Origin of the sequence: Aquabacterium sp. (genome assembly GCF_014378415.1) — a bacterium.
Classification (GTDB): Bacteria; Pseudomonadota; Gammaproteobacteria; order Burkholderiales; family Burkholderiaceae_C; genus Aquabacterium.
On record NZ_JACMNS010000077.1, the window covers coordinates 1 to 16,690 of the forward strand.

Genomic DNA, 16,690 nt, shown 5'->3' on the forward strand with positions numbered 1-16,690 from the left:
CTGGCCGCCCCGCAAGCGTTGATTTTCTATGCTAAACTCCGACCCCTCACGTCAGTGCCCTGGTGGTGAAATTGGTAGACGCGCCGGATTCAAAATCCGGTTCCGCAAGGAGTGCCGGTTCGAGTCCGGCCCGGGGCACCACAGTCAAATCAACGACCTAGTAGAAAAATAGCTGTCGTTGATTCGCATCACGTCTGCATGCGCGTCTGCCCCATGCCTATGTCACAGCGCATGTCCAGCAAATACATTGCCCTGATATCAGCCGCAAGCTGCGGGAATGTTTCGGCACACTCCTCGCACCTGTCCGCAATCAGCCGCGAGCCACTTGCGCCACCAGCTTGACCCCCAGCGCCGTGCATACACGGGCTATCGTGTCAAAACGGGGGTGGGCGTTGGGGCGAAGAGCCTTGTACAAAGCTTCGCGTCCAATGCCGCTGGCTTTGGCAATCTCGCTCATGCCACGGGCGCGCGCAATCACACCCAGCGCATGGGACAACTCACTGGGATCGTTCTCCTCAAGCACAAGGGTCAGATACTGGGCGATGGCCTCATCATCCGGAAGGTACGTAGCCATATCGAAGTCGGGCAGGTCGACTACGTTGATTTTTTTGGGCATGGTCAATCTCCTTCAAAGGGTTTGGGACAAAGCGATAGCCGCCGCAATATCGGCCTGCTGGGTGGACTTGTCGCCGCCGCCCAGCATCACGATTAACACATCACCCTGCTGCACGTAGTACATGCGCCAGCCGGGTCCGAAGTACTCTCGCATCTCAAACACACCGTCTCCAACGGGGGCCACGTCACCCAGCAAACCGCGCTGCACCTTATCAAGGCGCTTTGCCAGCCGGAGGCGGGTCAAAACGTCTTTGATGCCGTCAAGCCAGTCGGTGAATTCAGGCAGCAGTTTGATTGTGAGCATCGGTTAACTGTACTCGATTGGATACAGTCCGGCAACTGTAAACGCCTGCCACAATACCGGTTCAATGCACACCGCTGAACCTGTTTGACACGACGATGAACTACCCCACGCTTGAAGACGTCATTGGCAAGACCCCCATGGTCCGCCTGCAACGCATTCCTGGCGCCGACAACGACGCGCGCGGCAACGTCATCCTGGCCAAGCTGGAAGGCAACAACCCCGCCGGCTCCGTCAAAGACCGCCCCGCCATCAGCATGATCCGCCGTGCTGAAGAGCGCGGCCAGATCAAGCCCGGCGACACCCTGATCGAGGCCACCTCGGGCAACACCGGCATCGCCCTGGCCATGGCCGCCGCCATTCGCGGTTACCGCATGATTTTGATCATGCCGGAAGACCTCAGCATCGAGCGCGCCCAGACCATGAAGGCCTTCGGCGCCGAGCTCATCCTCACGCCCAAAAGCGGCGGCATGGAATACGCCCGTGATCTGGCCGACCAGATGGTGCGCCACGGCAAAGGCCTGGTGCTCGACCAGTTCGCCAACGCCGACAACCCCCGCATTCACTACGAAACCACCGGCCCCGAAATCTGGGCCGACACGCAAGGCGAAGTCACCCACTTTGTCAGCGCCATGGGCACCACCGGCACCATCACCGGCGTCTCGCACTTCCTCAAGGAAAAAAACCCCGGCGTGCGAATCGTAGGCGCCCAGCCCAGCGAAGGTTCGCGCATCCCCGGCATCCGCAAGTGGCCTGAGGCCTACCTGCCCAAGATTTATGAGCCCAGCCGCGTCGATCACATCATCCACGTCAGCCAGGCCGACGCCGAAGACATGGCCCGCCGCCTGGCGCGCGAAGAAGGCCTGTTCTGCGGCATCTCTGCGGCCGGCGCCTGCTGGGTGGCCCTGCAATTGGCGCAAACCGTCAGCAACGCCACCATCGTGTTCGTGGTTTGCGACCGCGGCGACCGTTATCTGTCCACCGGCGTCTTCCCCGCCTGAGGCCCAGGTGTCTAAAATCCACCCCATCACGAGGATCATTCATGGACATCAACAAGGAACTTGACGCCCGAGGCCTGACCTGCCCGCTGCCGATCCTCAAGGCCAAAAAAGCCCTGTCGGACATGCACAGCGGTGAGGTGCTCAAAGTCTCGGCCACCGACCCCGGCTCGGTGCGCGACTTCCAGGCCTTTGCCCGCCAAACCGGCAACGACCTGGTCGACCAGCAAACCAAGCTCAACGGCGACCAAGAGGAATACACCCACTTCCTGCGCCGCCGCTGATCCAGCTATACCAGCAGCTCAGGCCCTTGCGGCGGGTTCAAGCCCAGGTGCCTGAAAGCCGAAGCGGTGGCAATGCGACCGCGTGGCGTGCGCTGCAAAAAGCCCTGCTGGATCAGGTAAGGCTCGATCACATCTTCGATCGTTTCACGCTCCTCGCCAATGGCCGCCGCCAGGTTGTCCAGGCCCACCGGCCCGCCATCGAAGCGGTGAATGATCGCCTCCAGCAGCTTGCGGTCCATCACGTCCAGGCCCAACGGGTCAACATCCAGCATGGCCAAGGCCAGGTCGGCCACTTGCCGAGTGATGCGGCCATCGCCCTTCACCTCGGCATAGTCGCGCACCCGGCGCAGCAAACGGTTGGCAATGCGCGGTGTGCCGCGTGAACGACGCGCCAGCTCCAGCGCACCTTGTTCATCAATCGGTGCATTCAACAGCCGCGCTGACCGCGTCACGATGCGCTGCAACTCTTCCGCGGTGTAAAACACAAGCCGCGCCACGATGCCGAAACGATCACGCAGCGGATTGGTCAGCATGCCCGCACGCGTGGTGGCCCCCACCAACGTGAAGGGTTGCAAATCCAACTTGATCGATCGTGCGGCCGGGCCGTCGCCAATCATGATGTCGATTTGGTAGTCCTCCAGCGCGGGGTAGAGGATCTCTTCCACGACCGGGCTCAGGCGGTGGATCTCGTCGATGAACAGCACATCGTGCCGCTCCAGGTTGGTCAGGATGGCGGCCAGATCCTTGGGCTTTTCCAGCACCGGCCCCGAGGTTTGGCGCAGGTTCACGCCCAACTCGGTCGCGATGATGTGGCTGAGCGTGGTCTTGCCCAGCCCTGGCGGGCCGAACAGCAGCACGTGGTCCAGCGCTTCACCACGCTTGCGCGCCGCACCGATGAAGATCTCCAGTTGCTCGCGCGCCTTGGTCTGGCCAATGTACTCGTGCAGATCCTTGGGCCGCAAGGCGCGCTCCTGCGCGTCTTCATGCGGAGAGGTCACTGCAGCGGCAACCACCCTGGGGGCATCGAGTGCTGGAGCCGTCTTGGCTTTGGGGCGGGCCGAACTTCCGAAGTCATCGGTTTGAATGCTCATGGCTTGATTATCCGGCTTCTTGCGTGTGTTGCCTTTGGGCAACGATAAGCCGTTCGGATTGGGGTTTATGACAACCCTGTCATCACGCCAATCGCAAAAGTCTGTTGCAATTCAAGGAGTTTCGGCGGGCTGCTGTTTGGCACCGTCGCTGAGGCCTCTGGTTCAACATTTGGAGAATTCAATGAATAAGACTTTGCTGGCGATTGCTGCTTTGGCTGCTACCTCGGGCGCTTTTGCCCAATCTTCCGTCACTCTGTATGGCGTGGTCGATGCTTCGATCGAAACAGTCAAGGGCACCAAGTCCGTGACCCGCGTCTCCTCTGACAACCTGGCCACTTCGCGCCTGGGTTTCAAGGGTTCTGAAGACATCGGTGGCGGTTTGCGCGCTAACTTCGCTCTGGAAACGGCTGTCAAGGCTGACACGGGTGCTCAAGGCAACACCGCTCGCTTCTTCGACCGCGCTGCCTGGGTTGGCCTGCAAGGCGGCTTCGGCGAACTGCGTCTGGGTCGCATCGACTCGTCGATCGGCGCATTGGCAGGTGACACCAAGGTTTTGGGCGCTCAAGCCTATGACGATTTCAAGATCGCCAAGACTCGCGCTGGTGACAGCTATCGTCGTATCGACAACGCCATCACTTACGTGTTGCCCACGTTCTTGCCTGGCCTGTCGGCTCAACTGCAGTACTCCACTGCGGTTGGTAATTCTGGCGCGACGACCTCGCTGGTTGGCACTGAAGCTGCAGGCACCAACGCAGGCAAGGCTTTCGGCCTGAACGTCAAGTACTTGGCGGGTCCTTTCTCTGCAGGGTTGGGTTACCTGTCGGCCAAAGACGAAACTGGTTTGATCGCTGCCAGCGCCACAGCTGTTGGCAATGTAGGCAACAAGGGTAATGCGACCTTGGTTTACGCTGGCTACGATTTTGGCGTGCTCAAGTTGACCGGTTATTACGACAGCGAAAGTCAAGTGACTGGCGCCGATCGTTTGAGCTTGGTGGGTGTTCGTGTTGGCGTGCCAATCACGGCCGACTTCACTTTGCAAGCCAGCTTGTCCGAAGCTCGCAATGTTGGTTACGCTGCGGGTGTTTCCAACAGCAATCATGACGATGCCACCATCGCCTCCGTCAAGGCTGTGTACACCTTGTCCAAGCGCACTTCGGTGTACGGCCTGGTGACAAACGTGCACAACGAGTCCGGTTCTGCGCTGAACGTTGCAAGTTTGACCGCTCCCACGGCAGCTACAGCTGGCAAGTCGTCCCACGGCGTCGCCTTCGGTATCGCTCACGCTTTCTAATCAAAGCTTGACCGATCTGATTTAAAAGGGGCTTCGGCCCCTTTTTTCACGCCTGATCGCAAAGGCGGTTGTTACTTTGCTGCGGCCGGTGAAAGCGTTTAAAACACCCAGATTTTGCTGCTCTATGCCGTTTCTAGTGGAACTTGACCTCAGCACGCATGCCGCGAAATGCCCAGATCAAGCGGGGCAGCAGCCGCAAACGGGTTGGCTGGCAAGTCCTTGAGCTCGGCCACTTTAAGCGCGAGCGCTGCCATGGCAGAGGCCGGTGTGATCTTTTACGGTACGCTGGATGCATCCTTGAGCAATGTTGATACCAAGAATTCGGCGAGGGTGACAACGACGGGAACTACAGTGGCAGCTGGCAGCAGCTCCTCTGTGACTGGTGTTTCCAACGGTGTGCTGACGCAAAGCGTTGGGCTATCTGTCCGGCGAGCGATTCAGTCCTTTCGGTGCTTCCAAGTTGGCACCATCGCGGATTTTCTACTCCACCGATTACTACACTCAGGGTTGGAGCAACGCCGTGGCGTACTTCGCCAAGGTGGGTAACTTCGGCGGTGCGGCCATGTACAGCGCCAAAGAAACCACGAACGCCACGAACCCTGGACTGGGTGCCAAGTGGGCTGCCACTGTCGGCTACTTTGATGACAAGTTCTCGGCATCGCTCGGGTACGAGAACAACAAGTCGAGCGTGGGCCCTGTCCTGCCTGCCACGAACGAGTCCTTGTTCCTGAACAGCTTCTACGACTTTGGCGTGGTCAAGCTGTTTGGCCAATATGGCCATGGAAAGTTGGACAGGGCGGCTGTTGGCGCCACAACCCCAGATGTGAAGTCCTCGGGCTATCAACTCGGCGTGTCGGTGCCAGTGGGCAACCAGTTCAAGTTCCTGGCCTCGTACGCCAACGGCATCCTCAAACTGGATTCGGTGGTGCCCAGCGTCGATGGTCTGAAAGCCCGCGATGTGAGGGTCTTCACGGTGGGCGGCACCTACGACCTGTCCAAGCGCACCAATGTGTACGCTGTTTATTCCAGCGACAAGAACGACTATCGGGCGCCTGCCGGAGGCAATCTTGTTGTCTTCGACACCAAGGCCAACACCGTGGCACTTGGCGTGCGTCACAGCTTCTGAACGAAGTAAAACTGTTTTAGCGCTCTCTGAATGAATGCGGGCGCCCCCAATGGAGCCTTCAGGGATCCATTTTTCATGGTTGTTGCTATTGCGCGACATCATGGGAATCCTCCGGATCACGGCTCAACGATTGCGCAACAATCCGGTGTCACCCCCGATTCAGGGGGGGATCTCAAGGAGATATTCCATGCAAAAGAACGTTCTGACCAAAGCTATCGCGGTGGCTCTGGCAACTCTTGGTGCTGGTGGGGCCATGGCCCAATCCAGCGTGACCATCTACGGCAATGTTGACGTGAGTGTTGATCACGTCAACAAGTCTCAAGGCGCTGCCGCTGCGTCTGCCAAATTGAACGCCACACGCGTCTCTCCCAGCGCGTCATCGCAGACATCGTTTGGTTTCAAGGGTGTGGAAGACCTCGGCGGTGGCATGAAGGCCAGCTTCGTTCTGGAAGGTCAGCTGAACTATGACACTGGCGCGTTGAGCCAGGATGGCCGGATCTTTGGCCGTCAAAGCTATGTGGGCTTGACCACCAACTTTGGTGAATTCCGTTTGGGTCGCCAATACGCCCCTATCTTCTATTCCACAGCTTTGGTCACGACCGAGCGTTTCGGTGCCACCGACCTGTTCATCGAAGGGGGTGCATCCAACAACCTGCACGTCCGCCAAGACAATCAAGTCAGCTATTGGCTCAAGATGGGTGGCTTCACGGGCGAGGTTTCCTACTCACCCAATGCAGGTGTGGCTGCGACTACCAGCCCAGCGCGTGCCACAACGCCTCCATCGGCTGCCACTGGGCAGATCATTGGTGGTGCAACGGCGGGGGGTGAAGATGGAACTCAGACCGGTCGTACATTCGGGCTGTTCGGTGCGTATGCGGCAGATGCGCTCGTCCTCACTGGCGGGTACCATCTAAATTACTTTAACGATGTCCTCAACACAAGCGGCTACAACGTCGTTTATGGGGCGACACCGACAAACTTCATTCTGGACAAGTACTCCGCGTTCAATCTCGGTGCAAAGTTCACGCTTCCCGGATCCGGCATCTCTTTCAACGGCGTATTCGGTCAAGGTAAGTACGACTTGGTCGGCGGCCGTGATTTGAAGCTGGATTTCTTGGCCATCGGTACCCGCATTCCTGTGGGTGAATGGTCTTTGGTGGCGCAGTTGTCGCACACCCGATTCCGCAATTTCACCAAGGGTAAAGACACAGGGGTGATGCTCGGTGCCGATTACGCCTTGTCCAAGCGCACTTCCTTGTTCACCCGCGTGGGTCAGATCAAGGACTCCAAGGGTGACGTCTACTCTGGCGGCGGTCCTGCCATTGTTGGTGGACCTGATGTCGTGGGTGTGAACTTTGGTTTCCGCGAAACTCCGATTTTTGCTGGTGCAGGCCTCAATCCGGATGGCAAGACCACTTACGTTGGCCTTGGTATTCGCCACACGTTCTAAGTCATTCTGCTGAATGTCAAAACCGCCCCTCGGGGCGGTTTTTTCGTTTGAGCTACCTGGATAGCCATTTTTTTGTGTTCCGCTCTGCGTCGGCAGTGCGGCTCGAATCTGTTCACACAGAAAGCAGCGCGCTAAGATGTGTACAAAAAATCACAACGCACCACACCATGTCTACCACGATGACAATCCGTCTCGAAGATGACGTTAAAAATCGACTCGACCAATTGGCACAAGCCACCCGCCGAAGTAAGTCTTTCCTGGCGTCTGAGGCCATCCGCGAGTTTGTCGAGGCCAACGAATGGCAAATCGGCGAGATACAGGCAGCGCTAGGCGAGGCCGACGCGGGCGATTTTGCCAGCGAGCAGGATTTACAAGCCTTGGCCAAAAAGTGGCAGGTCAATGCAGCTTAATTGGCTGCGCAAGGCACTGCAAAACCTCGACGAAGAAGCCGCCTACATTGCGCAAGACGATGCCAGCGCTGCGCGCTTGGTTGTTCAGCGCGTGATGGCTGCGGTGGCCATGCTGGCTGATCAGCCGGGGCTTGGCCGCCCAGGTCGAGTGCCAGGCACACGTGAGCTGATCGTTGCCAAGACGAGGTACCTGGTGCCCTACAGGGTGCGTGGCGGCACTGCCGAAGTGCTGCGAGTGCTGCACACAGCGCGGCGCCTTCCAAAAAAATGGTGATCAAGCGCGAGCGATGGTTGAATGAACACTTTCATGCAATGCGGTGCTCCAGCCTGAATAAATCACTCACAGTCTCCCGCTCCCGAATCACCCACACCTGGTCCCCATCCACCATCAACTCTGCAGCCCGTCCACGCGTGTTGTAGTTGCTGGCCATGGTCATGCCGTAAGCCCCAGCCGACAACACGGCCAACACATCACCGGCTTGCACCGCCAATGTGCGGTCACGCCCCAGCCAATCGCCTGATTCACAAACGGGTCCGACCACATCCCAAACTTGCTGCGCAGCGTCTGCGCGTTGGTGCGCGTTCACAATGCCCATGTAGGCCTCGTACAGCGCCGGGCGCATCAGGTCGTTCATGGCGGCATCCACCACGCAAAAGTTCTTTTGCTCACCCGGCTTGAGGAACAAAACCTCAGTCAGCAGCACGCCGGCGTTGCCCACGAGGGACCGGCCTGGCTCAAACAGGATTTCTCGATGCCCATGGCCTCGGGCGTCAATGCGCTGCAGCAATTGGCCGATCAGCACGTCCGCAGCGGGCGGCGTTTCGTCGGTGTAGGTGATGCCCAGCCCCCCGCCCAGGTCCATGTGGTGAATGGTCACGCCTGCCGCTTCAATGGCCTCGACCAGGTCCAACACGCGGTCCAGCGCATCCAGGTAGGGCGCCACTTCCGTGATTTGCGAGCCGATGTGGCAGTCAATGCCGACCACGTCCAAGCCCGGCAACGAAGCCGCACGCTTGTAGGTGGCCAATGCTTCTTCATGGGCAATGCCAAATTTGTTGCCTTTCAGCCCGGTCGAGATATAGGGGTGCGTGCCCGCATCCACATCCGGATTTACTCGCACGCTGACCCGAGCTTGGCGACCCAGGCCGCTGGCCACCTCGGACAGCACCTCCAGCTCGGCCGTGCTTTCCACGTTGAAGCACCGCACGCCGGCCTCAATGCCAAGTTTCATTTCTGCGCGGGTTTTGCCCACGCCTGAAAACACGACCTTGCTGGTATCTCCTCCAGCCGCCTGCACCCGGGCCAGCTCGCCGGCAGACACGATGTCAAAGCCACAGCCGGCCTGGGCAAAGGTTTGCAGCACGGCCAGGTTGGAGTTGGCCTTGATGGCATAACAGATCAGGTGCGCCCGATCCTTCAGCGCCTTTTGATACGGTGCCAGCGCGGCCAGCATGGCGCGGCGCGAATAGACGTACAGGGGGCTGCCGTGCTCGCGCACCAGGCCGCTCAGCCGAACATCGTCCAAAAACAGATCGGGGCCACGGTAGGCCAGAAAAGGTGAGCCGGGCAGGGTCATGGTGTGTGCTTGGCCTTGGTGCCAGAGGATGCAGATGAGGCGCCTTGATCGGGCGACGGCAGGTACAAGGGCCCTTTTTGGCCACAGGCGCTGAGCAGCAAGGCGCCCAGCAGTGCGAGCGCGGGCAGGGGTCTTGCGATGCTGCCTAAAATCAGGGACTGTTTTTTCTTCATGCCGACATTCTAAGGATTCCCCGATGAACGCCCCCAATACGCCGTCAGGCCTGACTGATGCGCAATACCACGAGGCCATCCAGGCCGTGTTGACGCGCATCGAAACCACCGTGGACCGTTGGCTAGAGGGTGATGTCGCTGACATCGATTCCGCGCGATCCGGCGGCATGCTGACACTGACTTTGCCCAACCGCACGCAACTCATCATCAATGCCCAACCGCCATTGCAGGAGCTGTGGCTGGCCGCCAAGCGTGGCGGTTTTCATTTTCGCCGCGCGAGCGACGGCCATTGGTTGGACACCCGGTCAGGCGAAGAGTTCTTTGCCCTGTTGTCGGCCTGTGCCAGTGAACAAGCCAGCGTGCCCCTGAGCTTCTAGGCCGCTCACTGGGTCTTGCTGTTGCCGAACATGTCCAGGATGTTTTTCTTCTCGTCGGATGACGTGGGTTCGGGCGTCTGAGGCGCCTGATCTTCTGGCTCGGCGGTCAATTCGCGAACACCCGTGCCTGAGGTGTATTCCTCGTAGAACCATTCGCCGCCAATGTTGACCACGCCTTCGGGTTGAGATGGCTCTTCAACCGGTACGCCGCGCAGGGCGGTGCTCATGTAGTCGATCCAGATCGGCAAGGCCAAGCCGCCGCCCGTTTCCTTGTCGCCCAGTTTGCGGGGCTGGTCATGGCCAATCCATACCACCGACACCGTGTGGGCCGTGTAGCCCGCGAACCAGGCGTCCATCGAGTCGTTGGTGGTGCCAGTTTTGCCGTACAAATCGGGGCGCTTCAGCGTGGCCTGGGCCTTGGCCGCCGTGCCCGACCGGGTCACTTCTTGCAGCAGGCTGCTCATCATGAAGGCGTTGCGCGCGTCAATGGCGCGCATGGATTCGTTCAGCGCTGCAGGGCGGTACTGCGCCAGCGCATGGCCGCGAGAGTCGGTCACCCTCAGCACCAGCAAAGGGTTGACGCGATAGCCGCCATTGGCAAACACCGCAAAGCCGTCAGCCATCTGCAGGGGCGTGACCGAGCCGGCGCCCAGTGCCATGGTCAGGTAAGCCGGGTGCTTGTCGGCTTCAAAGCCAAAGCGGGTGATCCAGTCTTGCGCGTACTTGGTGCCGATGGAGCGCAGCACCCGGATTGAGATCATGTTCTTTGATTTGGCCAAGCCACGGCGCAAGGTCATGGGGCCTTCGAACTTGCCGTCATAGTTCTTGGGCTCCCAAGGCTGGCCACCTGTGACGCCGGCGTTGAAGAACAGGGGGGCGTCATTGACCGTGGTGGCGGGCGTGAAGCCTTTTTCCAGGGCGGCCGAGTAGATGAATGGCTTGAAGCTGGAGCCCGGCTGGCGCCAAGCTTGCGTGACGTGGTTGAACTTGTTGCGGCCAAAGTCAAAGCCGCCCACCATGGCCTTGATCAGGCCGGTGGTCGGGTCCATGGACACAAAGGCGCCCTCGACCTCTGGCAGTTGCACCACGGTCCATTGCTCCGAGGTGTTTTGCATCAAGCGCACCACGGCACCACGGCGAATCTGTACCTTGGGGTTGGCTTTGTCATTCAGGGCGTTGCCCACGGCACGCAGGCCTTCCGGCCCGATGGTGATCTGCTCGCCTGATTGCAGGGCCAGCACCAACTTCTTGGGGTCGGCCGACATCACGACGCCCGCATGGATGGCCTCGCTGTCCGGGTGTTCTTCCAGGGCCTCGGCCACGCGGACATCCACTTGCTTGGGGTCGGCTGGCAAATCGATGTAGGCCTCTGGGCCGCGCCATGCTTGGCGGCGGTCAAAATCCATCAAACCTTTGCGCAAGGCTTTGTACGCCGCAGTCTGATCTGGCATCCGGATGGAGGTGTAGACGTTCAAGCCCCGGGTGTAGGCGTCGGGGCCGTACTGGTCGTGCATCAGGGAGCGTGCGGCTTCGGCCGCGTACTCGGCGTGGGCGGAAACCGGGGCCTTGGTGCGGTAGGCTAACTCTTCATCCTTGGCCTCGTCGCGTTGTGCTTCGGTGATGAAGCCGTTCTCGAACATGCGGTCGATGATGTATTGCTGGCGAATGGTGGCGCGCTTGGGGTTGCGAACCGGGTTGTAGGCCGACGGGGCCTTGGGCAGGCCGGCCAGCATGGCGGCTTCTGCCACCGTGATGTCCTTGATGGGCTTGCCAAAATAGGTGTCGCAGGCGGCAGAAAATCCATAGGCGCGTTGGCCCAGGTAGATCTGGTTCATGTAGAGCTCCAGGATTTGGTCCTTGCTCAACAGGTTTTCGATCTTCAGGGCCAGCAACATCTCGTAGATCTTGCGGGTGAAGGTTTTCTCGGTGGGCAGGTAGAAATTGCGGGCCACCTGCATGGTGATGGTCGATGCGCCCTGGCTGCGAGCTTCGCCGAAATTGGCCAGGCCGGCACGCAGCACGCCGATGTAGTCCACGCCGCCATGTTTGTAGAAACGAGCGTCTTCAATCGCCAAAACGGCTTCCCGCATGACTTTTGGGATTTGTTTGATGGGCAGAAAATCACGCTTTTCTTCGCCAAACTCTCCGATCAGCACGTTATCTGCCGAATAAACGCGCATCGGCATTTTGGGCTGGTAGTCGGACAAGCCGCTGACTTCGGGCAACTGGGGGTAGGCCACCGCCAGGCCGATGCCCGTCAGCAAAGCGCCACCCAGCGCAGCCGCCAGACCCAGTCCTGTCAGCGCGAGCAGAGGTTTGATGAGCCAGGTTGCCCACCAGGGGCTGGGTCGGGAGGGGGCTTTGGAAGAAACGGAATCGCTCATGGAGGCAGGCCTGTGACACTGCGCGGATTATAGGAACTCGTGAAGGCTTGAGCCCCTGTACACCATGGCACACTTTTGGCTCATTCACACCTTGGCGGGATTTGCAACTGTCTGTAAGGCGTGTGCATATCGCAACGTGCTTGGGATATGCCCTGCTTTAACTTCGTTCAAACACAAAACCTTTGCTGATAGCATTGAAGTGGTTTATTAACATTCCAGCGCCTTAGTCGGTGCGTGGGGGACGGTGTGAGCTTTCTTGACACGCTCTTGGGCCGCAAGCATCCGCCAATGATTGGACTGGACATCAGTTCATCAAGCGTGAAGCTGGTCGAGCTGAGCCAGACGCAGTCTGGCGAATACATACTAGAACGATTTGCGTCCGAGCCTTTCGAAAAGGGCTGGATCGCTGACGGCCAAATCGAAAAATTCGACGAAGTCGCGGAAGCCGTGCGCAAGGTCGTCGTCAAAAGCGGCACCCGCACCAAGCACGTGGCCATGGCGATGCCGCAGTCGGCCGTCATCACGAAAAAAATCATGCTCCCGGCAGGCCTGCGCGAAGAAGAAATGGAAATGCAGGTAGAGGCCGAGGCCAACCAGTACATCCCCTTTTCTCTGGACGAAGTCAGCCTGGATTTCTGCGTGGTCGGGCCCAGCCCGACGTCGGCAGGCGATGTCGAGGTCATGATCGCCGCATCGCGCAAAGACCGCGTGCAAGACCGTCAGGGCCTGGCCGAATCGGCGGGCCTCAAGCCTGCCATCCTCGACATCGAGTCGTATGCATCGCGCCTGGCTGTGCAGCGCCTGGTTGAAAACCTGCCCGGTGAAGGCCGGGATGCCTTGGTGGCCCTGTTCGAAATCGGGGCCGAGAACACCAGCCTGAAGGTTTTGCGCGACAACGAGTTGCTGTACGACCGCGACCAGGCTTTTGGCGGCGCTCAATTGACGCAACTCATCTCGCGCCAATACGGTTTTTCGTTTGAAGAAGCCGAGACCAAAAAGCTGGCCGGTGATTTGCCTGAAGATTTCCAGAACACGATCCTGGGCCCTTTCGTGGACAGCCTGTCGCAAGAAATCGGCCGAGCCTTGCAATACTTCTTCACCAGCACGCCGCACCACAAGGTGCACTATGTGATGCTGGCCGGGGGCACGGCTTCTTTGCCTGGCCTGAAAGATCGCGTCACCGAGTTGACAGGTTTTGCCTCCATGGTGGTCAACCCCTTCGACGGCATGAAGTTGGGTTCGGCCATCCGCGAAAGCAAACTTCGCCGTGAAGCACCGTCCTACCTCACCGCGTGCGGACTGGCCATGCGGAGGTTCCTCGCATGATTTTGATCAACCTATTGCCTCACCGCGAGGAAAAGCGAAAACTGCGCAAGCAGGCTTTCTTCGCGGCCCTGGGTCTGTCCGTGGTCGCTGGTGCGGTTTTGGTGGCGTTGGCCTACGCGGTTCAGCAGCAGATGATTTCTGCACAACAGGCGCGCAACAACTTCCTCACGTCAGAAATCCGCAAGCTTGAAGACGACATCAAGGATGTCTCCGGGTTGAAGGCTGAAATCGAGTCCCTGAAAGCCCGTCAAAAGGCCGTGGAAGACTTGCAGATCGATCGCAACATGCCTGTGCACTTGCTCAATGAGCTGGTTCGCCAGACGCCTGAAGGCATCTACCTCAAGAGCATCAAGCAAGATGGTCAGACGGTGATGGTGGCCGGCATTGCTCAGACCAATGAGCGGGTGTCCGAGTTCTTGCGCAACACCGCCTACAAGTCCGAGTGGCTTGAAAAGCCCGAGCTGCAGGAAATCAAAGCCTCTGCACAGCAGACGAAGGACGTGCGCGAGCCCAAGCGTTTGTTCGACTTTTCCATTCGCCTGAGTTTGAAGCGTCCTCAGGATGTCGCGCCGGTTGCTCCGGCGGCATCGGGTGCGTCAGCATCGAGTACGGCTGCATCTGCGGCCCCGAAGTCTTGAGGCGGGCACATCATGGCGAATCCTAATTTCAACATTGACTTCAACGCCTGGTTGGCCGATGCGCAGGATCAGTTCCGGGGGCTCAACCCCAACGAACCTGGCCAGTGGCCCATCCTGCCAAAACTGGCCATGTTCGTGCTCGCCTGCGTGGTGGTGCTGGTGCTGGGCTGGTTCGGCCTGCTCCAAAGCCAGGACGAGGCCCTGACCGCTGAGCGGGACAAGGAGCCCGCACTCAAGCAAGAGTTCCGCAGCAAGCTGGCGCAGGCCATCAACCTGAACGAGTTGCGCAAGCAGCGCACGCAGGTGCAGGAATACGTGACTCAGCTTGAAAAGCAACTGCCCGGCAAAGCCGAAATGGACGCCTTGCTGTCTGACATCAACCAGGCGGGCCTGGGCCGTGGCCTGGAGTTCGAGTTGTTCCGTCCCGGCCAGGTGTCGGTCAAGGACTACTACGCCGAGTTGCCGATCTCGATCCGCGTGACAGGCCGGTACCACGACATCGGTGCCTTCACCGCCGACATCGCCAACCTCTCACGGATCGTGACACTGCACAACCTGACGATTGGCGCGCCGCCCACCGCGGCCCCCGGTTCCAACGGATCCTTGTTCATGGAAGCCACCGCGCGGACCTACCGTTACCTTGATCCCGCCGAGGTGGAAGCTCAGCGCGTCGACAAGGCCAAAGCCAACAAAGGGGACAAGAAATGACCTGTCGCCCTCATCTGGCCTTGGTGGCCTTGACCGCGATGACGCTGCTGGCCGGCTGCGCATCCGAACAGGATGAATTGAAAGCCTGGATGGACCAGCAGCGGCATGAAGTGCAGCCCAGTGTGCCGCCACTCAAGCCGCCTCAAAAGTTCAACCCGCGTGCTTATGTCGGCGCCGATGGCGTGGAGCCCTTCAGCACGCAAAAACTGACGGTGGCCCTCAAACAAGAGGCCCGCCAGCCCAACTCGGCCATTTCCGCTGAATTGAACCGCCGCAAAGAGCCTCTGGAAGCCTATCCCCTGGACTCCATGAGCATGGTGGGCAGCGTGAATCGTAAAGGTGCTCCTTATGCCCTGCTCAGAGTCGATAACCTGCTTTATCAAGTCAAGACCGGGGACTACCTTGGCCAGAACTACGGAAAGATCATGAAGATCACCGAGACCGAAATCGAGTTGCGCGAAATCGTTCAGGACGCCGCAGGCGAGTGGACTGAACGCCCGACCACGCTGCAACTCCAGGAGACCGCGCGATGAAACACCTGCATGAGAAATTGACTATGAAACCGTGGCGTGTCTTGCTGGCCGGGCTGTCGCTGGCTTTGGTGTCTCCCCTGACTTGGGCTGCAGCGGTCATTCAGTCGATCACCAGCAGCCAGCAGGCGGGCTCTGATGTGGTCCGAATTGAGTTGTCCGAGCCTTTGGCTCTGGTGCCCGCAGGTTTTGTCGTGCAGGCCCCCCCTCGCATTGCGATCGATTTGCCTGGTGTGACCAGTGCACTGGGCCGCAACATGGTGGACCTCAATCAAGGCAACCTGCGCACCGTGAACGTGGCGCAAGCGGGCGAGCGTACTCGCCTGGTGCTGAACTTGCGTCAGCCCACCACGTACAAGGCGCAGCTGCAGGGCAAAACCCTGATCCTGGTGCTGGACCCTTCGCCAGCTTCGTCCCCTGCCCCGGTGACCGAAGCCAAGACTGGCACGGCCACCTCGCCAGAGACCGTGCATTTCGCCGAAGCCAAGAATGCAGCGCCTTTGGCGCTCAAGGACATCGACTTCCGCCGTGGCCAGGATGGTGCTGGTCGGGTGGTCGTGGATCTGCCCAACAACCAAGTGGGCGTAGACATCAAGCAACAGGGCCAAAACCTGGTGGTTGAGTTTGTGCGAGCCAGTTTGCCTGATCGCCTGAAGCGTCGTTTTGACGTGGCCGATTTCGGCACGCCGGTGCAAACCGTCAGCGCCACTCAGGTTGGGGACCGCGTCAAGCTGCTGGTGGATGCCCGTGGTGATTGGGAGCATTCGGCCTACCAAAGCGACAACCAGTTCGTCTTGGAAGTCCGTCGGCGGAAAATTGACCCGAACAAGTTGACCCAAGGGCCAGGCTATTCCGGAGAGAAGCTGTCGCTGAACTTCCAGAACATCGAAGTGCGCGCCTTGTTGCAAGTCATCGCCGACTTCACCAACTTCAATGTGGTGACCAGCGACACCGTCACTGGCAACGTGACCTTGCGCCTGAAAGATGTGCCTTGGGATCAGGCTTTGGACATCATCCTGCAAGCCAAGGGTTTGGGCGTGCGAAAGAGCGGCAATGTGCTGTGGATTGCGCCCAAGGATGAAATCAATGCCAAAGAGAAGTTGGACCTGGAAGCCAAGGCCCAAGTGGCAGCTCTGGAGCCCCTGCGCACGCAATCTTTCCAGCTCAACTACACCAAGGCAGAAGAAATCGCCAAGGGTTTGACGGGAACGCAGTCTGGCAGCGGTTCGGGTGGTGGCGGCAGCACGACCACCAAGATTTTGTCGCCGCGTGGCAGTGTCATTTATGAGACCCGCACCAACCAGCTCTTCGTCAATGACATTCCTTCCAAGCTGGAAGAGATCCAGCAACTGATCAGCAAGATCGACATCCCTGTGCGTCAGGTTTTGATCGAGGCTCGGATTGTGGAAGC

19 protein-coding genes and 1 tRNA gene are annotated in these 16,690 nt (G+C 59.3%); 14 read left to right on the top strand and 6 right to left on the bottom strand.

What is annotated here, in order from left to right; genetic code table 11:
• Positions 1–56: 56 nt before the first annotated feature.
• Positions 57–141, top strand: a tRNA-Leu gene (locus tag H7225_RS07295).
• Between the two features lie 169 nt (positions 142–310).
• On the opposite strand, the gene H7225_RS07300 is transcribed toward H7225_RS07295, so the two are convergent.
• Both H7225_RS07300 and H7225_RS07305 read right to left on the bottom strand, forming a co-directional pair.
• Positions 311–616, bottom strand: coding sequence for an addiction module antidote protein (locus H7225_RS07300; RefSeq protein WP_290660343.1), 306 nt, complete (start codon positions 614–616; stop codon positions 311–313).
• Between the two features lie 12 nt (positions 617–628).
• Entirely contained in the window at positions 629–919 is a 291-nt protein-coding gene (locus H7225_RS07305) for a type II toxin-antitoxin system RelE/ParE family toxin (RefSeq protein WP_290660345.1), read from the bottom strand.
• A gap of 95 nt (positions 920–1,014) precedes the next feature.
• Between H7225_RS07305 and cysM the strand changes: the two genes are divergently transcribed.
• Both cysM and H7225_RS07315 read left to right on the top strand, forming a co-directional pair.
• The gene (cysM, locus tag H7225_RS07310) at positions 1,015–1,917 is read left to right on the top strand and encodes a cysteine synthase CysM (RefSeq protein WP_290660347.1); all 903 of its coding nucleotides are present in this window, start codon (positions 1,015–1,017) and stop codon (positions 1,915–1,917) included.
• Positions 1,918–1,958: 41 nt separating this feature from the next.
• On the top strand, positions 1,959–2,198 hold the full coding sequence (locus H7225_RS07315) for a sulfurtransferase TusA family protein (protein ID WP_290660349.1): 240 nt from the start codon (positions 1,959–1,961) through the stop codon (positions 2,196–2,198).
• A 5-nt stretch (positions 2,199–2,203) separates the two neighbouring features.
• Here the strand turns inward: H7225_RS07315 and ruvB are convergent, their stop codons facing one another.
• Positions 2,204–3,289, bottom strand: a complete 1,086-nt coding sequence (gene ruvB, locus H7225_RS07320; protein WP_290660351.1) for a Holliday junction branch migration DNA helicase RuvB — start codon at positions 3,287–3,289, stop codon at positions 2,204–2,206.
• Positions 3,290–3,470: 181 nt separating this feature from the next.
• On the opposite strand from ruvB, the gene H7225_RS07325 reads away from it, so the two are divergent.
• The 5 genes from H7225_RS07325 (at position 3,471) to H7225_RS07345 (ending at position 7,840) form a co-directional block, all read left to right on the top strand.
• Entirely contained in the window at positions 3,471–4,580 is a 1,110-nt protein-coding gene (locus tag H7225_RS07325) for a porin (protein ID WP_290660353.1), read from the top strand.
• A gap of 412 nt (positions 4,581–4,992) precedes the next feature.
• Positions 4,993–5,706, top strand: a complete 714-nt coding sequence (locus H7225_RS07330; RefSeq protein ID WP_290660354.1) for a porin — start codon at positions 4,993–4,995, stop codon at positions 5,704–5,706.
• Between the two features lie 187 nt (positions 5,707–5,893).
• Positions 5,894–7,156 carry a porin gene (locus H7225_RS07335; RefSeq protein ID WP_290660356.1) on the top strand — a complete coding sequence of 421 codons (1,263 nt, stop codon included), beginning with the start codon at positions 5,894–5,896 and terminating at the stop codon, positions 7,154–7,156.
• A 167-nt stretch (positions 7,157–7,323) separates the two neighbouring features.
• Positions 7,324–7,566 (top strand): CopG family ribbon-helix-helix protein, encoded by a 243-nt coding sequence (locus tag H7225_RS07340; RefSeq protein ID WP_290660358.1) that lies wholly within the window; start codon positions 7,324–7,326, stop codon positions 7,564–7,566.
• A complete protein-coding gene (locus tag H7225_RS07345) occupies positions 7,556–7,840 on the top strand; it encodes a type II toxin-antitoxin system RelE/ParE family toxin (RefSeq protein WP_290660360.1) in 285 nt (94 codons plus the stop codon). Before H7225_RS07340 ends, H7225_RS07345 begins: the two co-directional genes overlap by 11 nt.
• Positions 7,841–7,871: 31 nt before the next feature.
• Here H7225_RS07345 and lysA read toward each other — a convergent pair whose 3' ends face one another.
• Both lysA and H7225_RS07355 read right to left on the bottom strand, forming a co-directional pair.
• Positions 7,872–9,143, bottom strand: a complete 1,272-nt coding sequence (gene lysA / locus H7225_RS07350) for a diaminopimelate decarboxylase (protein ID WP_290660362.1) — start codon at positions 9,141–9,143, stop codon at positions 7,872–7,874.
• A complete protein-coding gene (locus tag H7225_RS07355) occupies positions 9,140–9,283 on the bottom strand; it encodes a lipoprotein (protein ID WP_366481303.1) in 144 nt (47 codons plus the stop codon). Before H7225_RS07355 ends, lysA begins: the two co-directional genes overlap by 4 nt.
• 56 nt (positions 9,284–9,339) lie before the next feature.
• Between H7225_RS07355 and cyaY the strand changes: the two genes are divergently transcribed.
• Complete coding sequence (cyaY, locus tag H7225_RS07360) at positions 9,340–9,693, top strand: iron donor protein CyaY (RefSeq protein ID WP_290660366.1); 354 nt, start codon at positions 9,340–9,342, stop codon at positions 9,691–9,693.
• A gap of 5 nt (positions 9,694–9,698) precedes the next feature.
• On the opposite strand, the gene H7225_RS07365 is transcribed toward cyaY, so the two are convergent.
• On the bottom strand, positions 9,699–12,077 hold the full coding sequence (locus H7225_RS07365) for a penicillin-binding protein 1A (protein ID WP_290660368.1): 2,379 nt from the start codon (positions 12,075–12,077) through the stop codon (positions 9,699–9,701).
• A gap of 246 nt (positions 12,078–12,323) precedes the next feature.
• Here H7225_RS07365 and H7225_RS07370 point away from each other — a divergent pair, with 246 nt between their 5' ends.
• The 5 genes from H7225_RS07370 to H7225_RS07390 all read left to right on the top strand — a co-directional run.
• Positions 12,324–13,403 (top strand): pilus assembly protein PilM, encoded by a 1,080-nt coding sequence (locus H7225_RS07370; RefSeq protein ID WP_290660370.1) that lies wholly within the window; start codon positions 12,324–12,326, stop codon positions 13,401–13,403.
• Positions 13,400–14,041, top strand: coding sequence for a PilN domain-containing protein (locus tag H7225_RS07375; RefSeq protein ID WP_290660371.1), 642 nt, complete (start codon positions 13,400–13,402; stop codon positions 14,039–14,041). The genes H7225_RS07370 and H7225_RS07375 overlap by 4 nt, the downstream gene beginning before the upstream one ends.
• A gap of 12 nt (positions 14,042–14,053) precedes the next feature.
• Complete coding sequence (locus H7225_RS07380; protein WP_290660373.1) at positions 14,054–14,749, top strand: type 4a pilus biogenesis protein PilO; 696 nt, start codon at positions 14,054–14,056, stop codon at positions 14,747–14,749.
• Positions 14,746–15,282 (top strand): pilus assembly protein PilP, encoded by a 537-nt coding sequence (locus tag H7225_RS07385; protein WP_290660375.1) that lies wholly within the window; start codon positions 14,746–14,748, stop codon positions 15,280–15,282. Before H7225_RS07380 ends, H7225_RS07385 begins: the two co-directional genes overlap by 4 nt.
• A gap of 23 nt (positions 15,283–15,305) precedes the next feature.
• A partial coding sequence (locus H7225_RS07390) for an AMIN domain-containing protein (protein WP_290660377.1) occupies positions 15,306–16,690 on the top strand: 1,385 nt, incomplete at its 3' end.

What these genes read in the sequence shown, in the direction of transcription:
- H7225_RS07300 (WP_290660343.1), bottom strand. Translation starts at nt 616, where the DNA reads ATGCCCAAAAAAATCAACGTAGTCGACCTGCCCGACTTCGATATGGCT.
- H7225_RS07305 (WP_290660345.1), bottom strand. Translation starts at nt 919, where the DNA reads ATGCTCACAATCAAACTGCTGCCTGAATTCACCGACTGGCTTGACGGC.
- cysM (WP_290660347.1), top strand. Translation starts at nt 1,015, where the DNA reads ATGAACTACCCCACGCTTGAAGACGTCATTGGCAAGACCCCCATGGTC.
- H7225_RS07315 (WP_290660349.1), top strand. Translation starts at nt 1,959, where the DNA reads ATGGACATCAACAAGGAACTTGACGCCCGAGGCCTGACCTGCCCGCTG.
- ruvB (WP_290660351.1), bottom strand. Translation starts at nt 3,289, where the DNA reads ATGAGCATTCAAACCGATGACTTCGGAAGTTCGGCCCGCCCCAAAGCC.
- H7225_RS07325 (WP_290660353.1), top strand. Translation starts at nt 3,471, where the DNA reads ATGAATAAGACTTTGCTGGCGATTGCTGCTTTGGCTGCTACCTCGGGC.
- H7225_RS07335 (WP_290660356.1), top strand. Translation starts at nt 5,894, where the DNA reads ATGCAAAAGAACGTTCTGACCAAAGCTATCGCGGTGGCTCTGGCAACT.
- H7225_RS07340 (WP_290660358.1), top strand. Translation starts at nt 7,324, where the DNA reads ATGTCTACCACGATGACAATCCGTCTCGAAGATGACGTTAAAAATCGA.
- H7225_RS07345 (WP_290660360.1), top strand. Translation starts at nt 7,556, where the DNA reads ATGCAGCTTAATTGGCTGCGCAAGGCACTGCAAAACCTCGACGAAGAA.
- lysA (WP_290660362.1), bottom strand. Translation starts at nt 9,143, where the DNA reads ATGACCCTGCCCGGCTCACCTTTTCTGGCCTACCGTGGCCCCGATCTG.
- cyaY (WP_290660366.1), top strand. Translation starts at nt 9,340, where the DNA reads ATGAACGCCCCCAATACGCCGTCAGGCCTGACTGATGCGCAATACCAC.
- H7225_RS07365 (WP_290660368.1), bottom strand. Translation starts at nt 12,077, where the DNA reads ATGAGCGATTCCGTTTCTTCCAAAGCCCCCTCCCGACCCAGCCCCTGG.
- H7225_RS07375 (WP_290660371.1), top strand. Translation starts at nt 13,400, where the DNA reads ATGATTTTGATCAACCTATTGCCTCACCGCGAGGAAAAGCGAAAACTG.
- H7225_RS07380 (WP_290660373.1), top strand. Translation starts at nt 14,054, where the DNA reads ATGGCGAATCCTAATTTCAACATTGACTTCAACGCCTGGTTGGCCGAT.
- H7225_RS07385 (WP_290660375.1), top strand. Translation starts at nt 14,746, where the DNA reads ATGACCTGTCGCCCTCATCTGGCCTTGGTGGCCTTGACCGCGATGACG.